Raw genomic sequence first — 19810 nt, forward strand, 5'->3', positions numbered from 1 at the left:
TTTTTTTACAAATATCTTTCTTTTATAATATTTACATGATGTAATTGGTGACCTGAGAATAAATAACCTAATGCCCTAACTGAAATTGAGTTTTTAGAAGCAATTCCTTTTCTTAAAAGAGCTTCTGAAGTAAAACTTTTAAACATTTGTATGGTTGACTTTCTCAAAACATTCATTTCTGAAAGTAACTCATAAAAATCTCTATCGTTTGCATTATCATTATCAACAAAAATATCTTGATCAAAACCTGGCAATTCTGTTTTATCATTTCTAGCGAAACATAATGCTCTATAACAAAACACTCTTTCTGTATCTATTACATGTTGTATCAGTTCTTTTAACGTCCATTTACCTTCATCATAAGCGTAGTTATGTTTTTCTAAAGGTAAATTCTCTAATAAATTATGAAACTCTTTTTGAGATGCTTCTAAATTATCAACTATAGACATCTCTTCTACAGAAACCAACTGTATGTATTGCTCAAAATAAGGTGCGTATTCTGATTTAGAAATCATTTATAAAATTATTTTTTAGGTTTAAAAATATTAAATACTCTAGACATAAAACTTGTGCTTTCCTCATTCTCGTGATATCCATAACCATACTTACCATAACCGTAGCCGTAACCATATCCGTAGCCATAACCGTAACCATATCCGTATTTGTTTTTGATAGAAAAATCATTTAAAACATAACTAATATTAGCAACTTCTTTGTTTTTATACTTATCATCAATCATTCTCATCATACCTCTTTCTGTGTAATTCTGTCTAACCACATAAATAACAGCATCAGAATGTTTAAATAATTCTAAAGCATCAGAAACTAAACCAACAGGAGGCGTATCAATAATTACGTAATCGTAATCTTTTTTCAATTGTTCTATCATTTCATCAGCAGCATTACCTAATAATAATTCCGATGGATTTGGAGGTATTGGACCTGATAAAATTAAATCTAAGTTTGGTATTTTTGTTGGTGTAATTACTTCTTCTAAAGTTTTTTGCTTAATCAAATAATTAACTATTCCTATGTCATTTGGCAAATTAAAATCGTCATAAATTTTAGGTTTTCTTAAATCTAAACCCAATAAGACTGTCTTTTTACCACTTAATGCAAAAACAGTTGCCATGTTTATAGAAATCATGGTTTTACCTTCTCCACTCACAGAAGAAGTTAAAATAAGGGTTTTAGAATCTTTATTACTTGCATCTTTAAATAAGAACTGAATATTAGATCGAAGAGCTCTAAAAGATTCTGCCACCGAAGATTTTGGTCTCTCGAAAACAGCTAAATTATTATTACCTGCATTATTACCTACTACACCTAAAACAGGAATTGAATAATTATTTTGAATTTCTTCTGCAGTATGAATCTTATTATCTAAAATTTCTTTAATAATAATGTAAAATAACGGCAAAATACCACCTAACATAATAGCTACTAAATAGTTAAAGCTAGGTATTGGATAATTTGGTCCTTGACCCAAATCTTTAGCGGTATCAATAATTTTAACATCAGAAACATTTGCAGCAATAGCTGTACCTGCTTCATATTTTTTTTGCTTTAAATAATTATAATTTGCCTCAGACAATTCATAATCTCTTTGATAAGTTATTAACCCCTGCTCTTTCTTAGGTAATTTTCTCTTTTGAGACTGATACTTATTTAGATTTGCATTTAATTTTCTTAACCTATTACTATTTACCTGTTCTAAAGAAGAAATATTTTCTAGTAAATTATTTTTAATAATCTCAATCTCTCTTGATATTTGGATAACATCTGGATGATTGTCTTTTACAAGATTTCTTAAACTTTCTCTAAAACTAGATTTTGTAACCAAGTTATTGATTAATTCAGCTATTTTAAGATCTTCTATTTGAAGTGTAGCCGGAACTAAATTATCTCTGTTGTATTTATTATTAGATTTTAAGTAACTTTTTAAATTATTTAAATACTCTCTATAACTTAATATTTGTTGTTTCTCTTTTTCTATGCTTATCGCTTCACCAAAAATTTCTGTACCTTGAGTAGATAAATCGAAAATATTATTCTTTTCTCTATATTCACCTAATTCTTTTTCTAGTTTTATTAATTTTTGTTCTTCATCTTTAAATAATGTATCAATATAGGCTCTAGTTTTAACTGCATATTCAATTTTCTGAACTTGTTTAACAGAATCTAAAACTTTTACCGTGGCATTTAAATAATCTTCTAACCTTTTTTTATTAACTCCTTCTTTACGAAGCCTTAGCATCGAAGCGGCATTTGTAATAGTACTTACAGAAACACCTTTATTAGCACCAACAGTACCATCAAAAGTAGCAAATTTTATAAAGAATTGTTCTCCTGCATTAAAAGGAGCTAATTGTTTAATTGTAAAACTAAAAAACGGAGTCTCTATAAGTTCACCTACTTTATAGTCTTTTGAAAAATTTAATTCTGATGAAGGTAAACTTGATATTGTATTCGTATCATAATTAATTATCGCATTATTTCCCGATTCATTAAAATCAAAAGAAAGCTTAAAAGTTGTATCACTAGTAAATTCAATATTGATTAATTTATTAAGTAATTGAGGTTTAGTAGTATTTAAATTAACAATAAACGGAGTGTAACCATATTTATCTTCTAATCTAAACTTACCATCTTGTAAATATTCGATATAAAAATTTAAACGTTTAACTACTATTTCATTATGAGATCTAGATTGCAAAATAACTTTTACCGTTTCTAATTCGTCACTAGAACCTCCCCAATTAAATGCAATATTTGTTCCTGTAGAAAATAACGGATTATTTTCTTCTTTTACAGAGATAACAGTCTCTAAACTAAATTTTTTCTCTAGGTAACCATTCATAAATTTGGCTACAATTAAACCAATAATTATAGTTACCAAAAATAATTTCCAATAAGCTAGCACTTTAAATAGATAGTCTTTAACATCTATGTTTGCTCCGCTGTTTTGAACACCTTTAGATTGATTATTCATAGTATTTTATAAATTTCTTGCTAAAATTATTGTTGTAGAAATAAGTGTTAATAAAGAAACTATCGTAGTTAAACTCTGCAAACCAGTAGTACCAGTTCCCCAAGATTTTTCTTTCAATGGTTTAATATTAATTATATCATTAGGCTTAATATAAAAGGCTTCATCATTTAATACATCTATATCAGTTAAGTCTACTACAAACTTTTTAGTACCATTACCTGTTTTTCTAATAATTTCAACAGCTTTTCTATTTCCAACATCTGTAATATCACCAGAATTTGCAATTGCATCAATAATAGAAACTCTATTTTGATATATTATATTAGTACCAGTTTGATTAATTTCTCCTAAAATAGTATATCTAATTCCAGAAAGTTTCACTGAAACATATAGGCTTTCATCATTATTAATATAATCTTGTCTTAAAATGTCTTCTATTTTCCTTCTTGCTTCTAACTCAGTATAACCTAACACGTTTATTTCTCCCAATGTTGGTATTCTAATATTTCCATAATTATCAATACTGTAATCAGAAAAATAACCTTGATTATTTTCACTTGAACCACCATTATTCATTACGTTGCTATTTAAATTTTGTTTTTGAAAAACAGCAACAATTTCTGGTTTCTTAGAAGATATTCTAATATTCAAAATATCGTCTACTTGTAATTTATAAGGTATATTGTTAATCCTTTTAATTTCTGAATTAGAAGTTGGGTTTCCTTGAAGATACGTTAACTCTTTGTTCGATAAACAAGAACTAAAAAAAACTACACCAAAGAGTAATATTAAGTATTTTTTCATTTTAGATTTTAATGTCAATAATTACAAATATACTTTTTATAAGTGTAAAGCTATAATTTTATTTTATTTTCGTTTTTTCATTTTTATATAATGTTATATCAACAAAAAAAATATCTTCAATTTTTACTTAAATCTAGCAACCAACATGGTGTACACTCTCCATTTGTTTATAACATCGTTACCATGGGTTTGTATATTAAAAAAAGTAAAAAACTCTGGACTAAATTCAAAAATATTAAACAGCAATTATTAGACAATAAAAAAATAATTGAAGTCACTGATTTTGGGTCAGGTTCAAAAGTTTTTAAAAATAATAAAAGACAAGTTTCTAAAATAGCCAAAGTTGCTGGTATTTCGAATAAAAAAGCATCCGTTCTTTTAAAAATTGTAACTTATTTTAAGCCCTTAAATATTTTAGAGTTTGGTACATCTCTTGGTTTATCTACATCCGTATTTAAAATTGCAAATCATTCTGCAAAAATTACAACTTTAGAAGGATGCCAAGAAACAAGTAAAATAGCTAAAAACCTCTTTGAAAGTAATAACTTTAAAAATATTGAAATTACAGTTGGTGATTTTAGTAAGACACTAAAAACATCAATAAAAGACAGAAAATTCGATGTAATTTATTTTGATGGAAATCATACAAAAGAAGCTACTTTAAAATATTTTAATGATTGTTTACCAACAAAACATAATGACTCAATATTTATTTTTGATGATATTTATTGGAATCAAGAAATGCAAGAAGCATGGTTAAAAATAAAAAACGATAAGAATGTAACCGTTACAGTAGATTTATTTTATTTCGGATTGGTATTTTTTAGAAAAGAACAGGCTAAAGAACATTTTAAAATTAGAGTTTAACAAAACTCTAAAGAATAACTTTTGTAAATTTGAAAATATTAAATTCAGACAAAATTAAATGAAAATATATACAAAAACCGGTGATACCGGAACAACTGCTTTATTTGGAGGAACTAGAGTTAAAAAATACAATTTACGCATCGATAGTTATGGCACAGTAGATGAATTAAATGCATATATTGGCTTAATTAAAGACCAAGAAATTGATTCAGAAATTAAAACTTCACTTTTCAAAATTCAGAACGAATTATTTACTTTAGGTGCAATGTTAGCAACTCCACCAGAAAAAGAAACGCTAAAATCTGGTAAAGAACGATTAAATATTCCTAAAATTAATGAGAACTCTATTTCGTTTTTAGAAAAAGAAATTGATAAAATGGATGCCGAATTACCGCAAATGACTCACTTTATTTTACCAGGAGGTCATCAAGCAGTGTCATTTTGTCACGTTGCAAGGTGTGTTTGTAGAAGAGCAGAACGTTTATCTGTAGAGTTAAACGACCAAGAAACTATTAATAATGAGATCTTGAAATATTTAAACAGACTTTCTGACTACCTTTTTGTGTTGGCACGAAAATTGTCTAAAGACTTACAAGTAGAGGAATTAAAATGGATTCCTGAGAAAAATTAATAAGTTCTTTTTTTATCGATTTGAAGTTTTTTTTTAGATTTAAAACACTAATTTTAAGTGATTCATAAAATTTAATAATTACTTCACAATAAATTTCTTAAAAAAGACTTGCATAATTCAGCAAAAAAATTATTTTTGCACAAAATTAAACGATAAGAAATGTATTGGACATTAGAATTAGCATCTTATTTAGCAGATGCGCCTTGGCCAGCAACCAAAGATGAGTTAATAGATTATGCTATTAGAACCGGTTCTCCTTTAGAAGTAGTAGAAAATCTACAAGACATAGAAGATGAGGGTGATGCATACGACTCGATTATTGAGATTTGGCCAGATTATCCAACCGAAGATGATTATCTTTGGAACGAGGATGAATACTAAACATGATAATTAAATATAAAAGTCTCTAAAGAGGCTTTTTTTTTGTTTTCTTTTTAACAGAAGAAAACAAAAATTTATTATTTATAAAAACCTGATATACAACCAAATAATAAAGCTATTTTTTTAGCTACTAAAAACATATTAATAAATGAGTATTTTAAATTCTGTAATAAAACTTTTTGTAGGTGATAAACAACAGAAAGATTTAAAGATTTTACAACCAGTTGTAGATGATGTAAAAAAGTTTGAAATAACTTTTTCTAAACTTACTAACGATGAATTACGAGCTAAAACCATCGAGTTTAAAGAAAGAATTAAAACGGCAACTAAAAAGTTTGATGATCAAATAACTGCTTTAGAAGAAGAAGCTGTTAAAGCAGATATAGACAGACAAGAAGAAATTTATGCAGAAATTGATACTTTAAAAGATGACGCATACAAAGTTTCTGAAGAGACATTAATGCAAATTATGCCAGAAGCTTTTGCTGTAGTTAAAGAAACAGCAAAACGTTTTGTAGAAAATAAAGAAATAGTAGTTACTGCATCTCCTTATGATAGAGAGTTATCTGGCGAAAGAGATCACGTTACATTAGATGGTGACAAAGCTATTTGGGCTAATTCTTGGGATGCTGCAGGGAAACCTGTAACTTGGGATATGGTGCATTATGATGTGCAATTAATTGGTGGTTCTGTTTTACATCAAGGTAAAATTGCAGAAATGATGACAGGTGAAGGTAAAACTTTAGTTTCTACACTTCCTGTTTATTTAAATGCATTAACAGGTAATGGTGTACATTTAGTTACTGTAAATGATTATTTAGCAAAACGTGATAAAGCTTGGATGGGACCAATTTTTGAATTCCATGGCTTTACAACAGATTGTATCGATTATCACCAACCAAATTCAGATGCACGTAGAAAAGCTTATAATGCAGATATTACTTACGGAACAAATAACGAATTTGGTTTCGATTACTTAAGAGATAATATGGCAAGCTCTAAAGACGATTTAGTGCAAAGAGCGCCAAATTATGCAATTATTGATGAAGTTGATTCTGTTTTAATTGATGATGCAAGAACGCCTTTAATAATATCTGGACCTGTACCACAAGGAGACAGACATGAGTTTAACGAGTTAAAACCTTTAGTTAACGAATTAGTAGGAATACAAAGTAAGTATTTAATTGGTGTTTTAGCAGAAGCTAAAAAACTTATTGCTGCTGGCGATACAAAAGAAGGTGGTTTTCAATTATTAAGGGTTTACAGAGGTTTACCAAAAAACAAAGCATTAATTAAGTTTTTATCACAAGAAGGAATCAAGCAAATTCTTCAAAAAACAGAAAACTACTACATGCAAGACAATAACAAATTAATGCCAGAAGTAGATGAGGCACTTTGGTTTGTTATCGAAGAAAAAAATAATCAAATTGATTTAACTGATAAAGGTATAGCACATTTATCAGAAAAAACACAAAACGAAACTTTCTTTGTTTTACCAGATATTGGTGTAAAAATAGGAAGTATCGATAGTTCTGATGCTTCACCAGAAGAAAAAGCTTCTTTAAAAGAAGAACTTTATAAAGACTTTAGTATTAAAAGCGAGCGTATTCATACAATGAACCAACTTTTAAAAGCGTATACCGTTTTTGAAAAAGATGTAGAATATGTTGTCATGGATAATAAAGTTATGATTGTTGATGAACAAACGGGACGTATTATGGATGGTCGTCGTTATTCTGATGGTTTACACCAAGCAATCGAAGCTAAAGAAAATGTAAAAATTGAAGATGCTACGCAAACTTTTGCTACAGTTACACTTCAAAATTACTTTAGAATGTACCGTAAATTATCTGGTATGACAGGTACAGCAATTACAGAAGCAGGAGAATTATGGGAAATCTACAAGTTAGATGTTGTAGAAATTCCTACAAACAGACCAATTCAAAGAGACGATAAAGAAGATTTAGTTTACAAAACTGCTCGTGAAAAATACAATGCAGTTATAGAAGATATAGTTAAATTAGTTGCAGAAAAAAGACCAGTACTTGTTGGTACAACATCTGTAGAAATATCAGAATTATTAGGTAGAATGTTACAAATGCGTAAGATTCCTCATAATATTTTAAATGCAAAATTACACAAAAGAGAAGCAGATGTAGTTGCAGAAGCAGGTAAACCTGGTGTTGTTACAATTGCAACAAACATGGCAGGTCGTGGTACAGATATTAAACTTTCAGATGAAGTGAAGGCTGCTGGTGGTTTGGCTATTATAGGTACAGAGCGTCATGATTCTCGTCGTGTAGACAGACAATTAAGAGGTCGTGCTGGTAGACAAGGTGATGTTGGATCTTCTCAATTTTATGTTGCTTTAGATGATAATTTAATGCGTCTTTTCGGTTCTGATAGAATTGCAAAAATGATGGATAGAATGGGATTAAAAGAAGGTGAAGTAATTCAACACTCTATGATTTCTAAATCTATTGAAAGAGCTCAGAAAAAAGTAGAAGAAAACAACTTTGGTATTCGTAAGCGTCTTTTAGAATATGATGATATTATGAATGCTCAACGTGAGTTTGTTTATAAAAGAAGAAGAAATGCTTTAGATGGTAAACGTTTGCAATTAGATATTGCAAATATGATTTATGAAACTTGTGAATCAATAATCAATAACAACAAAGCTGCAAGAGATTATCAGAATTTCGAATTCGAATTAATTAAGTTTTCTTCAATGACCTCTCCTTTTTCAGAAGAAGAATTTAACAAGCTTTCAGAAAAAGAATTGGCAGATAAATTATATGATCTAATAACAGAACATTACAAAAACAAAATTGAAAGAAATGCAGTTTTAGCTTTTCCTGTAATTAAAGATGTTTTTGAAAATGAAGGTGATCGTTATGAGAGAATTGTGGTTCCTTTTACAGATGGTATCAAATCTTTACAAGTTGTTACAAACTTAAAAGAAGCATATGAAAGTGAAGGTAAAAGTTTAGTAACAGATTTCGAAAAAAATATAACTTTAGCTATTATAGATGAAAACTGGAAAGAGCATTTACGTAAAATGGATGAATTGAAGCATTCTGTACAAAATGCATCTTACGAACAAAAAGATCCTTTATTAATTTATAAGTTTGAAGCGTTTGAGTTGTTTAAGAAAACTGTAGATGAAATAAATAAAGAGGTATTATCTTTCTTATTTAAAGGTGAATTACCAACACAAGATTCTAATCAGATTTCTGAAGCAAAAGAAGTTAGAAGAGAAAGTTTAAATACAAGTAAAGCCGATGTTCAAAATACTACAGAGCAAGCTATCTCTAACTCTAAACAACAGTCATCTGAACCTGTAGAAACAATTGTTAGAGATCAACCCAAAGTTGGTAGAAACGAACGTGTAACTATTAAAAACGTTATGAGTGGCGAAGAAAAAGTAGTAAAATTTAAACAAGCAATACCTTTAATTGAAAAAGGTGAATGGGTTTTAGTTAACAAATAAAATACCAATTTATTATATACAAAAAAGCCGTTTAGAAAAATCTAAACGGCTTTTTAATGTATGGTAATATTTACTAAATTTAGAATTTAGTATCCATTTTAAGGTAGTCTAAAAACTCTCTTTTTGTTTCTTTTTCGTTAAACTTTCCGCCAAATTCTGCAGTTACAGTTGAACTTTCGATATCTTTAATTCCTCTTGAGTTTACACACAAATGTTTTGCATCTATTACACAAGCTACATCGTCTGTACCTAATGCTTCTTGCATTGCCTGAACTATTTGCATAGTTAAACGTTCTTGCACTTGTGGTCTTTTTGCAAAATACTCAACAATTCTATTCATTTTAGAAAGACCAATTACTTTACCGTCAGAAATATAAGCAACATGAGCTCTACCAATAATTGGTAACAAGTGGTGTTCGCAAGTAGAATAAACAACAATGTTTTTTTCAACTAGCATTTCACCATAATTGTAGTTATTATCGAATGTAGACGCTTTTGGCTTGTTTTTAGGATCTAAGCCCATAAACATTTCATTCACAAATGCTTTTGCAACTCTTTTAGGAGTACCTTGCATACTATCATCTGTTAAATCCATACCAAGAGTGTATAGAATATCTTTAACACTTTCTTCTATCTTTGCTATTTTTTCTTCGTTAGAAATATCAAAAGCATCTGGTCTTACAGGGTTTTCTGCAGATGTTGCCACGTGATTTTCTCCTAAATCTTCAATTCTTTCGTCATTCATTTTGCTGTTCAATTCAAACATTTCATTCTTTATTATAGTGCAAATTTACGTCTTTGCAACGTATTATCTTAATTTCTTAATAAATATAAACTATCTAACTATAATTTATTAAGCTTTTAATTCTGAAATTAATTCTTCTAATGAAACATCATTCTGTTCACCAGAAATCATATTTTTTAAAGTAAAAATATCATTCTCAACTTTAGAAACAACAAATTCTATTGCTCTATTTGTTACGTATTTCCATTGTCGTTTTTGTGCCTTATTACTTTCACCTAAATCTGGATAAAATTCTGATTTAATATTGTGATTTCTCAATTCTTTAATAGCTTTCATTTTTAACAAATCCGACTCTGCATCAAAATTTAGAAAAACAACCTTAGGCTTTGGTAAATCTACAGATTTGAACAACCCTAATTCTTCTAATACTAAGTAAATTCTATCTAATCCGAAAGAAATACCAACTCCAGAAACATCTTTTAAACCAAAGATTCCTGTTAAATCATCATATCTTCCTCCGCCGCCAATAGAACCCATTTTTACGCCTTCTGGTGCTGCCACTTCAAAAATTGCACCTGTGTAATAATTTAAACCTCTAGCTAAAGTTACATCTATTTCTAAGTTAGCAGTTTCTAAACCTAAACCTTCAATAGAATCTATTACAAAACGCAACTCTTCTACTCCGTTTGTTCCTTCTACAGAAGAAGCCAACATTGCTTCTAAAGAAGTTAATTTATCTATATTAGAACCAGAAAAATCGAATAATGGCTGTACTTTTTCGATAGCATCTTCGGTAATTCCTTTAGATAACATTTCTTTTACAACACCATCTTTACCAATTTTGTCTAATTTATCTAAAGCAACCGTAAAATCAATTAATTTATCTTGAGCGCCAATTACTTCTGCAATACCAGAAAGTATTTTTCTGTTATTCATTTTAATAGTTGTTTTTGCCAAACCTAGTTTGCTAAAAACAGCATCATATAATTGTACAAACTCAACTTCTTGCCATAGAGATTTACTACCAACAACATCTGCATCACATTGAAAAAACTCTCTAAATCTTCCTTTTTGCGGTCTATCTGCTCTCCAAACTGGCTGAACTTGATAACGCTTAAAAGGAAAAGTAATATCGTTTTGATGTTGCACAACATAACGTGCAAAAGGCACTGTTAAATCATAACGTAATGCTTTTTCTGATATTTGAGAAGTAAGTTTTAAGCTATTTTTTTCTGATAAAAGTTTTTCATCAGCTTTTTTTAGAAAATCTCCTGAGTTTAAAATTTTAAAGATAAGCCTATCTCCTTCTTCACCATATTTACCCATTAAAGTTGATGAGTTTTCGAAACTTGGTGTTTCTATTGGCTGAAATCCAAAAGTTTCAAATGCAGTTTTTATCGTATTCATTATATACGTTCTGTTTGCTACTTCTGTTGGCGAAAAATCTCTTGTTCCTTTTGGGATGCTTGGTTTCATTAAAAAAAGTTTTAGTTTTTAGTTTTAGCAGTTTTACCAAAACCAATTGCTTAAATTAAATATTCTCAATTAAAAATTGCGAGTGCAAATATCGTGAAAAAGTTATAATTTTTTAGGTGTTCTAAAGGTTTTATTTAACCTTCTTAAAGAGTAAATAGAAGCGTTTAATTCGAAACCAAGTAAAAGTATAATTGCATTTAGCCAAATAAACAACATTAATATTAAAAGTGTACCAATAGAACCATACAACTCGTTGTATTTGGCAAATTCGTTTACATAATAACTAAATAAATAAAAGGTTAAAATTGATAAGAGCGTAGTGAATACAGCTCCTGGAGAAAAAAATCTAGAATGTTTACCTTCTTTAACGCCATAATGATATAACATAGAAACGGTTAAAAATATCATTAATAAAAATATAAAACCTCTTACCAACTGAATCCAAATTAAATTATCTTCTAACCAACCTAGTGTTACCATATCTTTTAAAATGAATTCAAAAGATAGTATTAAGGTTACAGTAACCAATAAAAATATAACGATAACTAGAGAGACTAACATTGCAACAAAATAAGATCGAAAAACGTTTCTTACTTCTTTAACATGATATGAATATTCGAAACCACCAAAAATAGCATTTACACCATTTGTCATTAAAAATATTGAACCAATAAAACCAAATGATAGCAAGCCACCATATTGATTTTTGATAATATCTACTAACACAGAATCTACTGCATCAAAAGTTTTTGGTGGTAAAACATCAGAAATTACAGATAGTAAACCTTCTTGAGCGCCTTCTATTGGTAAAAACGGAATTAAAGTAAGCACAAATAGCATAAATGGAAAAATTGACATAAAGAAACTATATGCAATTCCGCCTGCTCTTGTTGTTAAAGCTCCTTCTACAATACCAATAAAATACATTTCTAAAACATCATATAAAGACATACCTTCTAAACCCGGAATCTTAATTTTCTTACCGAGTTTTACCAAAATATTTATAATTGGTATTTTTTCTAAATTGTCTTCTATTTCTTTTGTCATTAGCTAATACTAATTAGTAATATATATTATTCTATTACAATTTTATAAGAAATTAAAAGTCCTTCGATAGAACTTCTACTAAATTTGGCACCAGATAATTTATTTTGATTAGGATTGATATTAAAGTTTTTAGCACTTCTAAAATCAGATTTTTCAATATTTGTATTAAAGAAAACAGCTCCTTTTAAGTCGGATTTTTCAAACAAAGAGTTGTTTACTACTGCTTCTGTAAAATCTGCTGCTTCTAAATTACAATTCAGAAATTTAGAATTCGGAATTTTAAGTTTATAAAATGATGTAAAATTTAATTGACATTCTTTAAAAGAAAGTTCTAATAAAAAAGGATCTACATCATCAAACTTAACACCAATCATCTTGCAATTTACAAAACAAACATCTTTAAAAGCAGTATTTCGTATAACTGTATTGCTAAAATTACAATCTAGAAACTCACATTCTAGAAACTGAATATTTGACGCATGAATTCCTTCGAAATTACAATTGTTAAAAACACAATTGTCATATTCTCCTTTTTTAATTTTGGTCGAAGTAAAATCTATTTTCGAGTAGGTTTCGCTATCAAAAAAACTTTCTAGCATTTTAGTCTATTGCTTTTAAACTTAAATCTAAATTATAAACCGAATGCGTTAATGCACCAGAAGAAATATAATCTACGCCACATTCTGCGTATTTTCTAATAGTATCTTCGTTAATTCCACCAGAAGATTCTGTTAAACAAGTATCACCAATTAAAGCTACAGCTTTTCTAGTATCTTCATAATTAAAGTTGTCTATTAAAATTCTATAAACACCTTCTACAGATAATATTTCTTTTATTTCTTCTAAACTTCTTGCTTCTACAATTATCTTAATGTCTAAGTTTTTTTCTGCTAAATATTTCTTAGTTTTTGTAATTGCTGCTGTAATTCCGCCCGCAAAATCTATATGATTGTCTTTAATCATTACCATATCATACAAAGCAAACCTGTGGTTTTCTCCTCCACCAATTTTAACAGCCCATTTTTCTAGAGCTCTAATTCCTGGTGTAGTTTTTCTAGTGTCTAAAACCTTTGTTTTTGTTCCTTTTAATAAATCTGCAAAAAAAGCTGTTTTAGTAGCAATTGCACTCATTCTTTGCATAGCATTTAAAACCAAACGCTCTGCCATTAATATAGATTGCGATTTACCTGCAACATGAAAAACGACATCGCCATACTTTACTTTTCCTCCATCATTTATAAAAGTTTCTACTTCTAAATCTTTATCTACATAAGAAAAAACTTGTTTTGCAAATTCTACACCTGCAATAATACCATCGTCTTTTACCAATAATTTTGCTTTACCAGTAGCATCCGCAGGAATACAAGAAAGAGACGTGTGATCTCCATCGCCAATATCCTCTCGAATTGCATTCGTTATTATAAGTTCTAGTTCTTTTTCAAATTGTTGTTTCGATATCATATTTTCTGTATTCTGATGTAAAAATAGTATTTTATATTATGAATTACGAATAACAATTTACTAATTGATAATTTGTAATTTTGCCTTATGAAAATTAAATTATTAGCCATCGGTAAAACAGATAATAAAAACCTTTTATTATTGATTAATGAATATGAAAACCGATTAAAACATTATGTAAAATTTCAATTAGAAATTATACCAGATATTAAAAATGTTAAAAATTTAAGCGAAATACAGCAAAAAGAAAAAGAAGGAGAATTAATTTTATCGAAACTTCAAAATACCGATCAATTGGTATTGCTAGATGATAAAGGAAAACATTATACTTCTATTGAATTTTCTAAGTATTTACAGAAAAAAATGAATGCTGGTTTAAAACAGTTGGTATTGGTTATTGGTGGTCCTTATGGTTTTTCTGATGCTGTTTATAAAAAGGCAACAGGCAAAATTTCTTTATCTAAAATGACTTTTTCTCATCAAATGATTCGTCTTTTTATTGTTGAACAAATTTATAGAGGTTTTACAATTCTAAAGAACGAGCCTTATCATCACGAGTAATTATTCCGTTTTCTTATTGATTAAAATTCTGTAAAGTAAAATTATTTCGAAAATTTCTACAGTAAGTTGAGTAAAAATTGCAATCGGCGCTAAAATAATTAGTAGTAAACAAACACCTGTAATTATTTCTAAGATTCCTGTCCATTTAGATAGATCTCCAAAATTGATTAATCTTTTAATTGCAATACCAAAAAGAATACTTAAAACACCATAACTTAGTAATTGTGCAATACCAAAAACACCAATAAAGTCTTGCCATATATATAAGGATGTAATATCTAATAAAGAAAAAAAGAGCGTAAAAACAATAATTAAAAATCCGCTTATTTGTAATAAATAATTACGAAACAGAACTCCAGTAATCACAAATCCTCTGTAAAATAAAAACATAGAAATAATAGCAACACTTTTTATAATAATGTATATCATTTTAAAAAATGCACTGTCTTTTTCTAAACTTATTATATCTGCTCCTATTTCAAAGAAAACTGTTAAGAAATAAACAATACCAAAAATCATTGCAAGGTTTAGTTGCTTATTGATTCTATTTTTGTTTATTCTTAAAATTGCATCGAACTTACCAGATTCATAAGTTTTTTTAAAAATGGTTTCATAATCAAAACCTAAAACTTCTAAAATAGCTTTAATGGTATAACTTCTAGGAGAAACATCTCCAGCTTCTATTCTTTGAATTGTTCTAACATTAATATTACATTGCTCTACCAATTCTTCTTGAGTAAAACCTTTTTGCTTTCTTAATTCTAAAATCTTTTTTCCTAGTGCAGGTTGTTCCATAATATGTTGTTTGTTAAATTCCATACAATGTTAATGCTGTTATTTAAAATTACAAATTAATTAGTTACTTTTTAACCCGACATTTCCACGACAAACCAATGATAATAGGGGTTTACAGAGAACATCTATTTTAAGTATTTTATTCTGTTCGATTAAAAAAACAACTTTTTAAAAGGTTTTAATATCTTAAAATAATTAAAGACTAATATAAACAATTCTTTTACCAACACTTTTGTTTGATTACTTTTGTAAAAAACTACGTTTTAAAAATGAAATTAGTATTCGCCACAAATAACTTAAATAAACTAAAAGAAGTACAAGAAATACTTTCTGATTCTATAGAAATTTTAAGTTTAAAAGATATAAACTGTTTTGATGAAGTTGATGAAACAGAATTAACACTAGAAGGCAATGCTAAATTAAAAGCAAATCATATTACAAAAAAGTATGGCTATAATTGTTTTGCAGATGATACTGGTTTAGAAGTAGAAAGTTTAGATAATAAACCCGGAGTTTTTTCTGCTCGATATGCTGGTGAGCCTTCAAATTCTGAAAACAACATGCAAAAGTTACTATTAGAATTAAAAGACAAAGAAAACAGAAAAGCGCAATTTAGAACTGCGGTTTGCTTAAATTTAAATAATGAACAATATATTTTTGAAGGAATTTGTGAAGGAGAAATTTTAAAAGAGAAACAAGGTGAAAAAGGTTTTGGCTACGATCCTATATTTAAACCTGCAGGTTTTTCTGAATCTTTTGCAGAAATGTCATCCGAAGAAAAAAATAAGATTTCTCATAGAGGTTTAGCGATACAAAAGTTGGTTAATTTCTTAAATGAAAATCATTCTTAAAATTTTGTAAAACAAATTAATGCTTCAAAAGAACTATAAAAGACATTTTATTTTATTAGCTATAGTACTGCTTCTCTTGTTTATTTTAAACATTAGTTTTGGTTCTGTTTCTATACCAATAAAAGACATTTTAAACATTCTTTTTACAAATAATGCAACCAAAGAAAGTTGGCAAATAATAATTATAAATTTTAGATTGCCCAAAGCAATTACCGCTGTTTTGGTTGGCTCTGGTTTATCTGTTGCTGGTTTACTAATGCAAATATTATTTAGAAATCCTTTAGCAGGTCCTTTTGTTTTAGGTATTTCTTCGGGCGCAAGTTTAGGTGTAGCTTTATTAATTTTAGGAAGCTCTTTATTTGGCGGTTATTTTTTAACTAATTCGTTTTCTAATTGGTCTTTACCAATCGCTTCTAGTTTAGGTGCATTTCTTGTTTTATTTGCTGTAATAATCGCTGCCAATAAAATTAGAAATACGATGTCTATTCTTATAATTGGTTTAATGTTTGGTAGTTTAACTTCTGCAATTATTAGTGTTTTATCTTATTTTAGTGAAGCAGCCCAAATTCAACAATTTATATTCTGGAGTTTTGGTAGTCTTGGTAACTTATCATGGCCAGAACTTTCTATATTTTTTATTATTTACATTATTGGTGTTATTGCTACAATTGCAATAGTAAAACCTTTAAACAGTTTTTTATTAGGAGAAAATTATGCAAAAAGTTTAGGCATCAATATTAAAAGAAATAGAAATATCATTTTATTAATTACAAGTTTATTAACCGGTGTAATTACTGCTTTTGCGGGCCCAATTGCATTTGTTGGTTTAGCTGTACCACATGTTGCTAGAATGTTATTTACCACTTCTAATCATAAAATTTTAATTCCGGCAGTTTTAATAATCGGTGCAATTGTTATGCTTATTTGCGATACTATTGCACAATTACCAACAAGCGAATTTACTTTACCTATAAATGCAATTACCTCTTTATTTGGAGCGCCAATTGTAATTTGGCTACTTGTTCGAAAAAAGAAATTATTTGTTTAAATGAACGAAGAAAAAAAACATATTGTAATTTCTACTGAAAACCTAAATATTGGTTATCAGCATAAAAAACAAGATAAAATTGTTTTATCTGATATTAATTTATCCATAGAAAAAGGTGAATTGGTCTGTGTTTTGGGTAAAAACGGAATCGGAAAATCTACTTTATTAAGAACACTTTCTAAAGTACAAAAACCAATTTCTGGCCATATTAATTTAGAAGGAAAAAAATTAAGTACTTACAAAGAATACGAACTTTCTAAAAAACTAAGTTTGGTTTTAACAGAACGTTTGCCAGAAAGTCAATTAACCGTTTACGAATTGATTGCTTTAGGTAGACAACCACACACTAATTGGTTAGATACACTTACAAGCAATGATACCCAAAAGATTGATTTAGCAATTTCTCAAACAGAGATTTCGCACTTAAAAGATAAAAGGTTTTACGAATTAAGCGACGGTCAATTACAACGGGTTCTAATAGCAAGAGCATTGGCACAAGATACAGAAGTAATTATATTAGACGAGCCAACTGCACATTTAGATATGCATCAAACTTTAAACATTTTTGCACTTTTAAAAAAATTGGTTTTAGAAACTAAAAAAACAATTATTATTTCTTCACATGAAATAAATCTTGCTTTAAAAATGACTGATAAAATTATACTTTTAAAAGAAAATGAAGTACAATTTGGCACTACCGAAAAGCTTATTAAAAGCAATGCCTTCGATAATTTATTTCCCAATAATTTGTTAATATTTAACAAAACCTTACAACAATTTGTAATAAACAAAAGCTAATTTTGATGATAGTGTAACATTTTGTTACATTTGAATACTAATTACAAAAAACAAATACTTTTTACATCGATGAAAAAAATACTTTATCTTGCTAGTGCTGTAGCTTTTATGGCTTGTGGTTCTAGTAAAAATGCTTCTAATGAAGATGCAAACGCAGATCATGCTGCTAAATATGCAGCAACAATTACAGCCAAAGATTTAGGTAATCACCTATTTACTTATGCTTCTGATGAGTTTGAAGGAAGAAATACTGGTGAACCAGGACAGAAAAAAGCTGTTGAATATTTAAAAAACTTTTATGTTTCTGAAGGAATTGTTTCGCCATTAGGTGGAGATGATTATTTTCAAGAAGTACCAGCAGAATGGATAAACAAAAATGTACGTAGAGGAAAATTTAAAGATTCTGAAAACGTAGTTGCTTTTATTAAAGGTACAGAGAAACCAGACGAAATTGTAATAATTTCTGCTCACTTAGATCATGAAGGTGTAAAAAACGGAGAAATTTATAATGGAGCCGATGATGACGGTTCTGGAACTGTTGCTATTTTAGAAATTGCACAAGCCTTTCAAATGGCTGCTAAAGCTGGTAAAGGTCCAAAACGTTCTATTTTATTTTTACACGTTACCGGAGAAGAAAAAGGTTTGTTAGGTTCTAAATACTATGCAGATGTAGATCCTTTATTTCCTTTAGCAAATACTGTTTGCGATTTAAATATCGATATGGTTGGTAGAATTGATGACAGGCATAAAGAAGACCCTAATTACGTTTATTTAATTGGTTCTGATAAATTAAGTACAGAATTACATAACTTATCTGAAACTGTTAACAAGAAATATACAAACATTAACTTAGATTACAAATATAATGATGAGAACGATCCTAATAAATTCTATTACAGATCAGACCATTATAATTTTGCAAAAAATAATGTGCCAATTATTTTTTACTTTAACGGTACACATGCAGATTACCACAGACCATCTGATACACCAGACAAAATTAACTACGAGTTATTAGAAAAAAGAACTCGCTTGGTATTTCATACTGCCTGGGAAGTTGCCAATATGGATAAAAGAATTATTGCTGATAAAGCAGAAGCTAAGAAAGAAACTAAATAATAGTTTTTTTTAAATTAAAATTGAATAAAAAAAAGCAACTCATAATGAGTTGCTTTTTTTTATTAATAACTTAAAGTTTAATGTGCACTTTTCTTTAATAACTGCGGATATTTTTTCTTAAACTTGTTCAATCTTGGTACAGAAACCGCTTTAACATAACTTTGGTTTGGATTTCTTCTTTCAAAATCTTGATGATACTCTTCAGCCTTATAAAATTTTGTAAACTTAGTAACTTCTGTAGCAATCTTACGCTTATAAACTTCGGCATTTAATTGCTTAATAGCATCTTCAATTATCTTTTTTTCATTCTCCGTTTTATAAAAAGCAATCGATCTATATTGTGTTCCGTAGTCTGGATGTTGCCCATTTTTTGTTGTTGGGTTATGAGAACCAAAGAAAACTGTAACTAACGTTTCAAAACTAACTTCTTTAGGATTATAATACACCGCAACTGTTTCTGCGTGACCTGTTTTACCTGTTCCTATTTTCTCGTACGTAGGATTTAAAGTATTACCACCAGCATAACCAGAAACTGCCTCTTCTACTCCTGCTACACTTTCAAAAATTGCTTCTACACACCAAAAACATCCACTTGCAAAATAGGCAACTTCTGTGTGTTCTTGCGGAACATACATTGTTTCTTTTTGGGTATCTTCTTTGTTTGTAAAACCAAAACAAGAAACTAATAATAGCGCAAAACTGGCTACAACAATAGATTTAATTATTTTCATATTCTTTATTTTT

The 19810-nt window shown here is 28.6% G+C and carries 19 protein-coding genes; 9 read left to right on the forward strand and 10 right to left on the reverse strand.

The window, feature by feature from the left end:
• Positions 1–5 precede the first annotated feature (5 nt).
• Genes BXQ17_RS04875 through BXQ17_RS04885 form a run of 3 tightly spaced genes read right to left on the reverse strand, consistent with a single transcriptional unit; the run spans position 6 to position 3796 of the window.
• A complete protein-coding gene (locus BXQ17_RS04875) occupies positions 6–515 on the reverse strand; it encodes a DinB family protein (protein ID WP_077809569.1) in 510 nt (169 codons plus the stop codon).
• Between the two features lie 8 nt (positions 516–523).
• A complete protein-coding gene (locus BXQ17_RS04880; protein ID WP_077809570.1) occupies positions 524–2992 on the reverse strand; it encodes an exopolysaccharide transport family protein in 2469 nt (822 codons plus the stop codon).
• A gap of 6 nt (positions 2993–2998) precedes the next feature.
• Positions 2999–3796, reverse strand: a complete 798-nt coding sequence (locus tag BXQ17_RS04885) for a polysaccharide biosynthesis/export family protein (RefSeq protein WP_077809571.1) — start codon at positions 3794–3796, stop codon at positions 2999–3001.
• Positions 3797–3886: 90 nt separating this feature from the next.
• Here BXQ17_RS04885 and BXQ17_RS04890 point away from each other — a divergent pair, with 90 nt between their 5' ends.
• From BXQ17_RS04890 to secA, 4 genes are all read left to right on the forward strand, one after another.
• Complete coding sequence (locus BXQ17_RS04890) at positions 3887–4663, forward strand: O-methyltransferase (RefSeq protein ID WP_077809572.1); 777 nt, start codon at positions 3887–3889, stop codon at positions 4661–4663.
• Positions 4664–4721: 58 nt separating this feature from the next.
• Positions 4722–5294 carry a cob(I)yrinic acid a,c-diamide adenosyltransferase gene (locus BXQ17_RS04895; protein ID WP_077809573.1) on the forward strand — a complete coding sequence of 191 codons (573 nt, stop codon included), beginning with the start codon at positions 4722–4724 and terminating at the stop codon, positions 5292–5294.
• Between the two features lie 159 nt (positions 5295–5453).
• The gene (locus BXQ17_RS04900) at positions 5454–5675 is read left to right on the forward strand and encodes a DUF2795 domain-containing protein (protein ID WP_077809574.1); all 222 of its coding nucleotides are present in this window, start codon (positions 5454–5456) and stop codon (positions 5673–5675) included.
• Between the two features lie 148 nt (positions 5676–5823).
• The gene (secA, locus tag BXQ17_RS04905; protein WP_077809575.1) at positions 5824–9165 is read left to right on the forward strand and encodes a preprotein translocase subunit SecA; all 3342 of its coding nucleotides are present in this window, start codon (positions 5824–5826) and stop codon (positions 9163–9165) included.
• Between the two features lie 79 nt (positions 9166–9244).
• Here the strand turns inward: secA and folE are convergent, their stop codons facing one another.
• From folE to nadC, 5 genes are all read right to left on the reverse strand, one after another.
• Positions 9245–9910, reverse strand: coding sequence for a GTP cyclohydrolase I FolE (gene folE / locus BXQ17_RS04910; RefSeq protein ID WP_231963621.1), 666 nt, complete (start codon positions 9908–9910; stop codon positions 9245–9247).
• Between the two features lie 108 nt (positions 9911–10018).
• Positions 10019–11386 (reverse strand): histidine--tRNA ligase, encoded by a 1368-nt coding sequence (gene hisS, locus BXQ17_RS04915; protein WP_077809577.1) that lies wholly within the window; start codon positions 11384–11386, stop codon positions 10019–10021.
• Between the two features lie 102 nt (positions 11387–11488).
• The gene (locus BXQ17_RS04920; RefSeq protein ID WP_077809578.1) at positions 11489–12433 is read right to left on the reverse strand and encodes a YihY/virulence factor BrkB family protein; all 945 of its coding nucleotides are present in this window, start codon (positions 12431–12433) and stop codon (positions 11489–11491) included.
• Positions 12434–12459: 26 nt separating this feature from the next.
• Positions 12460–13032: a pentapeptide repeat-containing protein gene (locus BXQ17_RS04925; protein ID WP_077809579.1), complete on the reverse strand. Its 573-nt coding sequence runs from the start codon at positions 13030–13032 to the stop codon at positions 12460–12462.
• Position 13033: 1 nt separating this feature from the next.
• The gene (gene nadC / locus BXQ17_RS04930; protein ID WP_077809580.1) at positions 13034–13894 is read right to left on the reverse strand and encodes a carboxylating nicotinate-nucleotide diphosphorylase; all 861 of its coding nucleotides are present in this window, start codon (positions 13892–13894) and stop codon (positions 13034–13036) included.
• 87 nt (positions 13895–13981) lie between these two features.
• On the opposite strand from nadC, the gene rlmH reads away from it, so the two are divergent.
• Positions 13982–14455, forward strand: a complete 474-nt coding sequence (gene rlmH / locus BXQ17_RS04935) for a 23S rRNA (pseudouridine(1915)-N(3))-methyltransferase RlmH (protein ID WP_077809581.1) — start codon at positions 13982–13984, stop codon at positions 14453–14455.
• On the opposite strand, the gene BXQ17_RS04940 is transcribed toward rlmH, so the two are convergent.
• Entirely contained in the window at positions 14456–15274 is an 819-nt protein-coding gene (locus BXQ17_RS04940) for a helix-turn-helix domain-containing protein (RefSeq protein ID WP_077809582.1), read from the reverse strand. It abuts the gene before it with no gap.
• Between the two features lie 245 nt (positions 15275–15519).
• Between BXQ17_RS04940 and BXQ17_RS04945 the strand changes: the two genes are divergently transcribed.
• From BXQ17_RS04945 to BXQ17_RS04960, 4 genes are all read left to right on the forward strand, one after another.
• Positions 15520–16101 carry a non-canonical purine NTP diphosphatase gene (locus BXQ17_RS04945; protein ID WP_077809583.1) on the forward strand — a complete coding sequence of 194 codons (582 nt, stop codon included), beginning with the start codon at positions 15520–15522 and terminating at the stop codon, positions 16099–16101.
• Between the two features lie 19 nt (positions 16102–16120).
• A complete protein-coding gene (locus BXQ17_RS04950; protein WP_077809584.1) occupies positions 16121–17149 on the forward strand; it encodes an iron ABC transporter permease in 1029 nt (342 codons plus the stop codon).
• Positions 17150–17947 carry an ABC transporter ATP-binding protein gene (locus tag BXQ17_RS04955; RefSeq protein ID WP_077809585.1) on the forward strand — a complete coding sequence of 266 codons (798 nt, stop codon included), beginning with the start codon at positions 17150–17152 and terminating at the stop codon, positions 17945–17947.
• Between the two features lie 69 nt (positions 17948–18016).
• Positions 18017–19066, forward strand: coding sequence for a M28 family metallopeptidase (locus BXQ17_RS04960; RefSeq protein ID WP_077809586.1), 1050 nt, complete (start codon positions 18017–18019; stop codon positions 19064–19066).
• Between the two features lie 77 nt (positions 19067–19143).
• Here BXQ17_RS04960 and msrA read toward each other — a convergent pair whose 3' ends face one another.
• Complete coding sequence (msrA, locus tag BXQ17_RS04965) at positions 19144–19797, reverse strand: peptide-methionine (S)-S-oxide reductase MsrA (protein ID WP_077809587.1); 654 nt, start codon at positions 19795–19797, stop codon at positions 19144–19146.
• Between the last annotated feature and the right edge of the window lie 13 nt (positions 19798–19810).

Source organism: Polaribacter sp. BM10 (assembly GCF_002005425.1).
Classification (GTDB): Bacteria; Bacteroidota; Bacteroidia; order Flavobacteriales; family Flavobacteriaceae; genus Polaribacter; species Polaribacter marinaquae.

What these genes read in the sequence shown, in the direction of transcription:
- BXQ17_RS04875 (WP_077809569.1), bottom strand. Translation starts at nt 515, where the DNA reads ATGATTTCTAAATCAGAATACGCACCTTATTTTGAGCAATACATACAG.
- BXQ17_RS04880 (WP_077809570.1), bottom strand. Translation starts at nt 2,992, where the DNA reads ATGAATAATCAATCTAAAGGTGTTCAAAACAGCGGAGCAAACATAGAT.
- BXQ17_RS04885 (WP_077809571.1), bottom strand. Translation starts at nt 3,796, where the DNA reads ATGAAAAAATACTTAATATTACTCTTTGGTGTAGTTTTTTTTAGTTCT.
- BXQ17_RS04890 (WP_077809572.1), top strand. Translation starts at nt 3,887, where the DNA reads ATGTTATATCAACAAAAAAAATATCTTCAATTTTTACTTAAATCTAGC.
- BXQ17_RS04895 (WP_077809573.1), top strand. Translation starts at nt 4,722, where the DNA reads ATGAAAATATATACAAAAACCGGTGATACCGGAACAACTGCTTTATTT.
- BXQ17_RS04900 (WP_077809574.1), top strand. Translation starts at nt 5,454, where the DNA reads ATGTATTGGACATTAGAATTAGCATCTTATTTAGCAGATGCGCCTTGG.
- secA (WP_077809575.1), top strand. Translation starts at nt 5,824, where the DNA reads ATGAGTATTTTAAATTCTGTAATAAAACTTTTTGTAGGTGATAAACAA.
- folE (WP_231963621.1), bottom strand. Translation starts at nt 9,910, where the DNA reads ATGAATGACGAAAGAATTGAAGATTTAGGAGAAAATCACGTGGCAACA.
- hisS (WP_077809577.1), bottom strand. Translation starts at nt 11,386, where the DNA reads ATGAAACCAAGCATCCCAAAAGGAACAAGAGATTTTTCGCCAACAGAA.
- BXQ17_RS04920 (WP_077809578.1), bottom strand. Translation starts at nt 12,433, where the DNA reads ATGACAAAAGAAATAGAAGACAATTTAGAAAAAATACCAATTATAAAT.
- BXQ17_RS04925 (WP_077809579.1), bottom strand. Translation starts at nt 13,032, where the DNA reads ATGCTAGAAAGTTTTTTTGATAGCGAAACCTACTCGAAAATAGATTTT.
- nadC (WP_077809580.1), bottom strand. Translation starts at nt 13,894, where the DNA reads ATGATATCGAAACAACAATTTGAAAAAGAACTAGAACTTATAATAACG.
- rlmH (WP_077809581.1), top strand. Translation starts at nt 13,982, where the DNA reads ATGAAAATTAAATTATTAGCCATCGGTAAAACAGATAATAAAAACCTT.
- BXQ17_RS04940 (WP_077809582.1), bottom strand. Translation starts at nt 15,274, where the DNA reads ATGGAATTTAACAAACAACATATTATGGAACAACCTGCACTAGGAAAA.
- BXQ17_RS04945 (WP_077809583.1), top strand. Translation starts at nt 15,520, where the DNA reads ATGAAATTAGTATTCGCCACAAATAACTTAAATAAACTAAAAGAAGTA.
- BXQ17_RS04950 (WP_077809584.1), top strand. Translation starts at nt 16,121, where the DNA reads ATGCTTCAAAAGAACTATAAAAGACATTTTATTTTATTAGCTATAGTA.
- BXQ17_RS04955 (WP_077809585.1), top strand. Translation starts at nt 17,150, where the DNA reads ATGAACGAAGAAAAAAAACATATTGTAATTTCTACTGAAAACCTAAAT.
- BXQ17_RS04960 (WP_077809586.1), top strand. Translation starts at nt 18,017, where the DNA reads ATGAAAAAAATACTTTATCTTGCTAGTGCTGTAGCTTTTATGGCTTGT.
- msrA (WP_077809587.1), bottom strand. Translation starts at nt 19,797, where the DNA reads ATGAAAATAATTAAATCTATTGTTGTAGCCAGTTTTGCGCTATTATTA.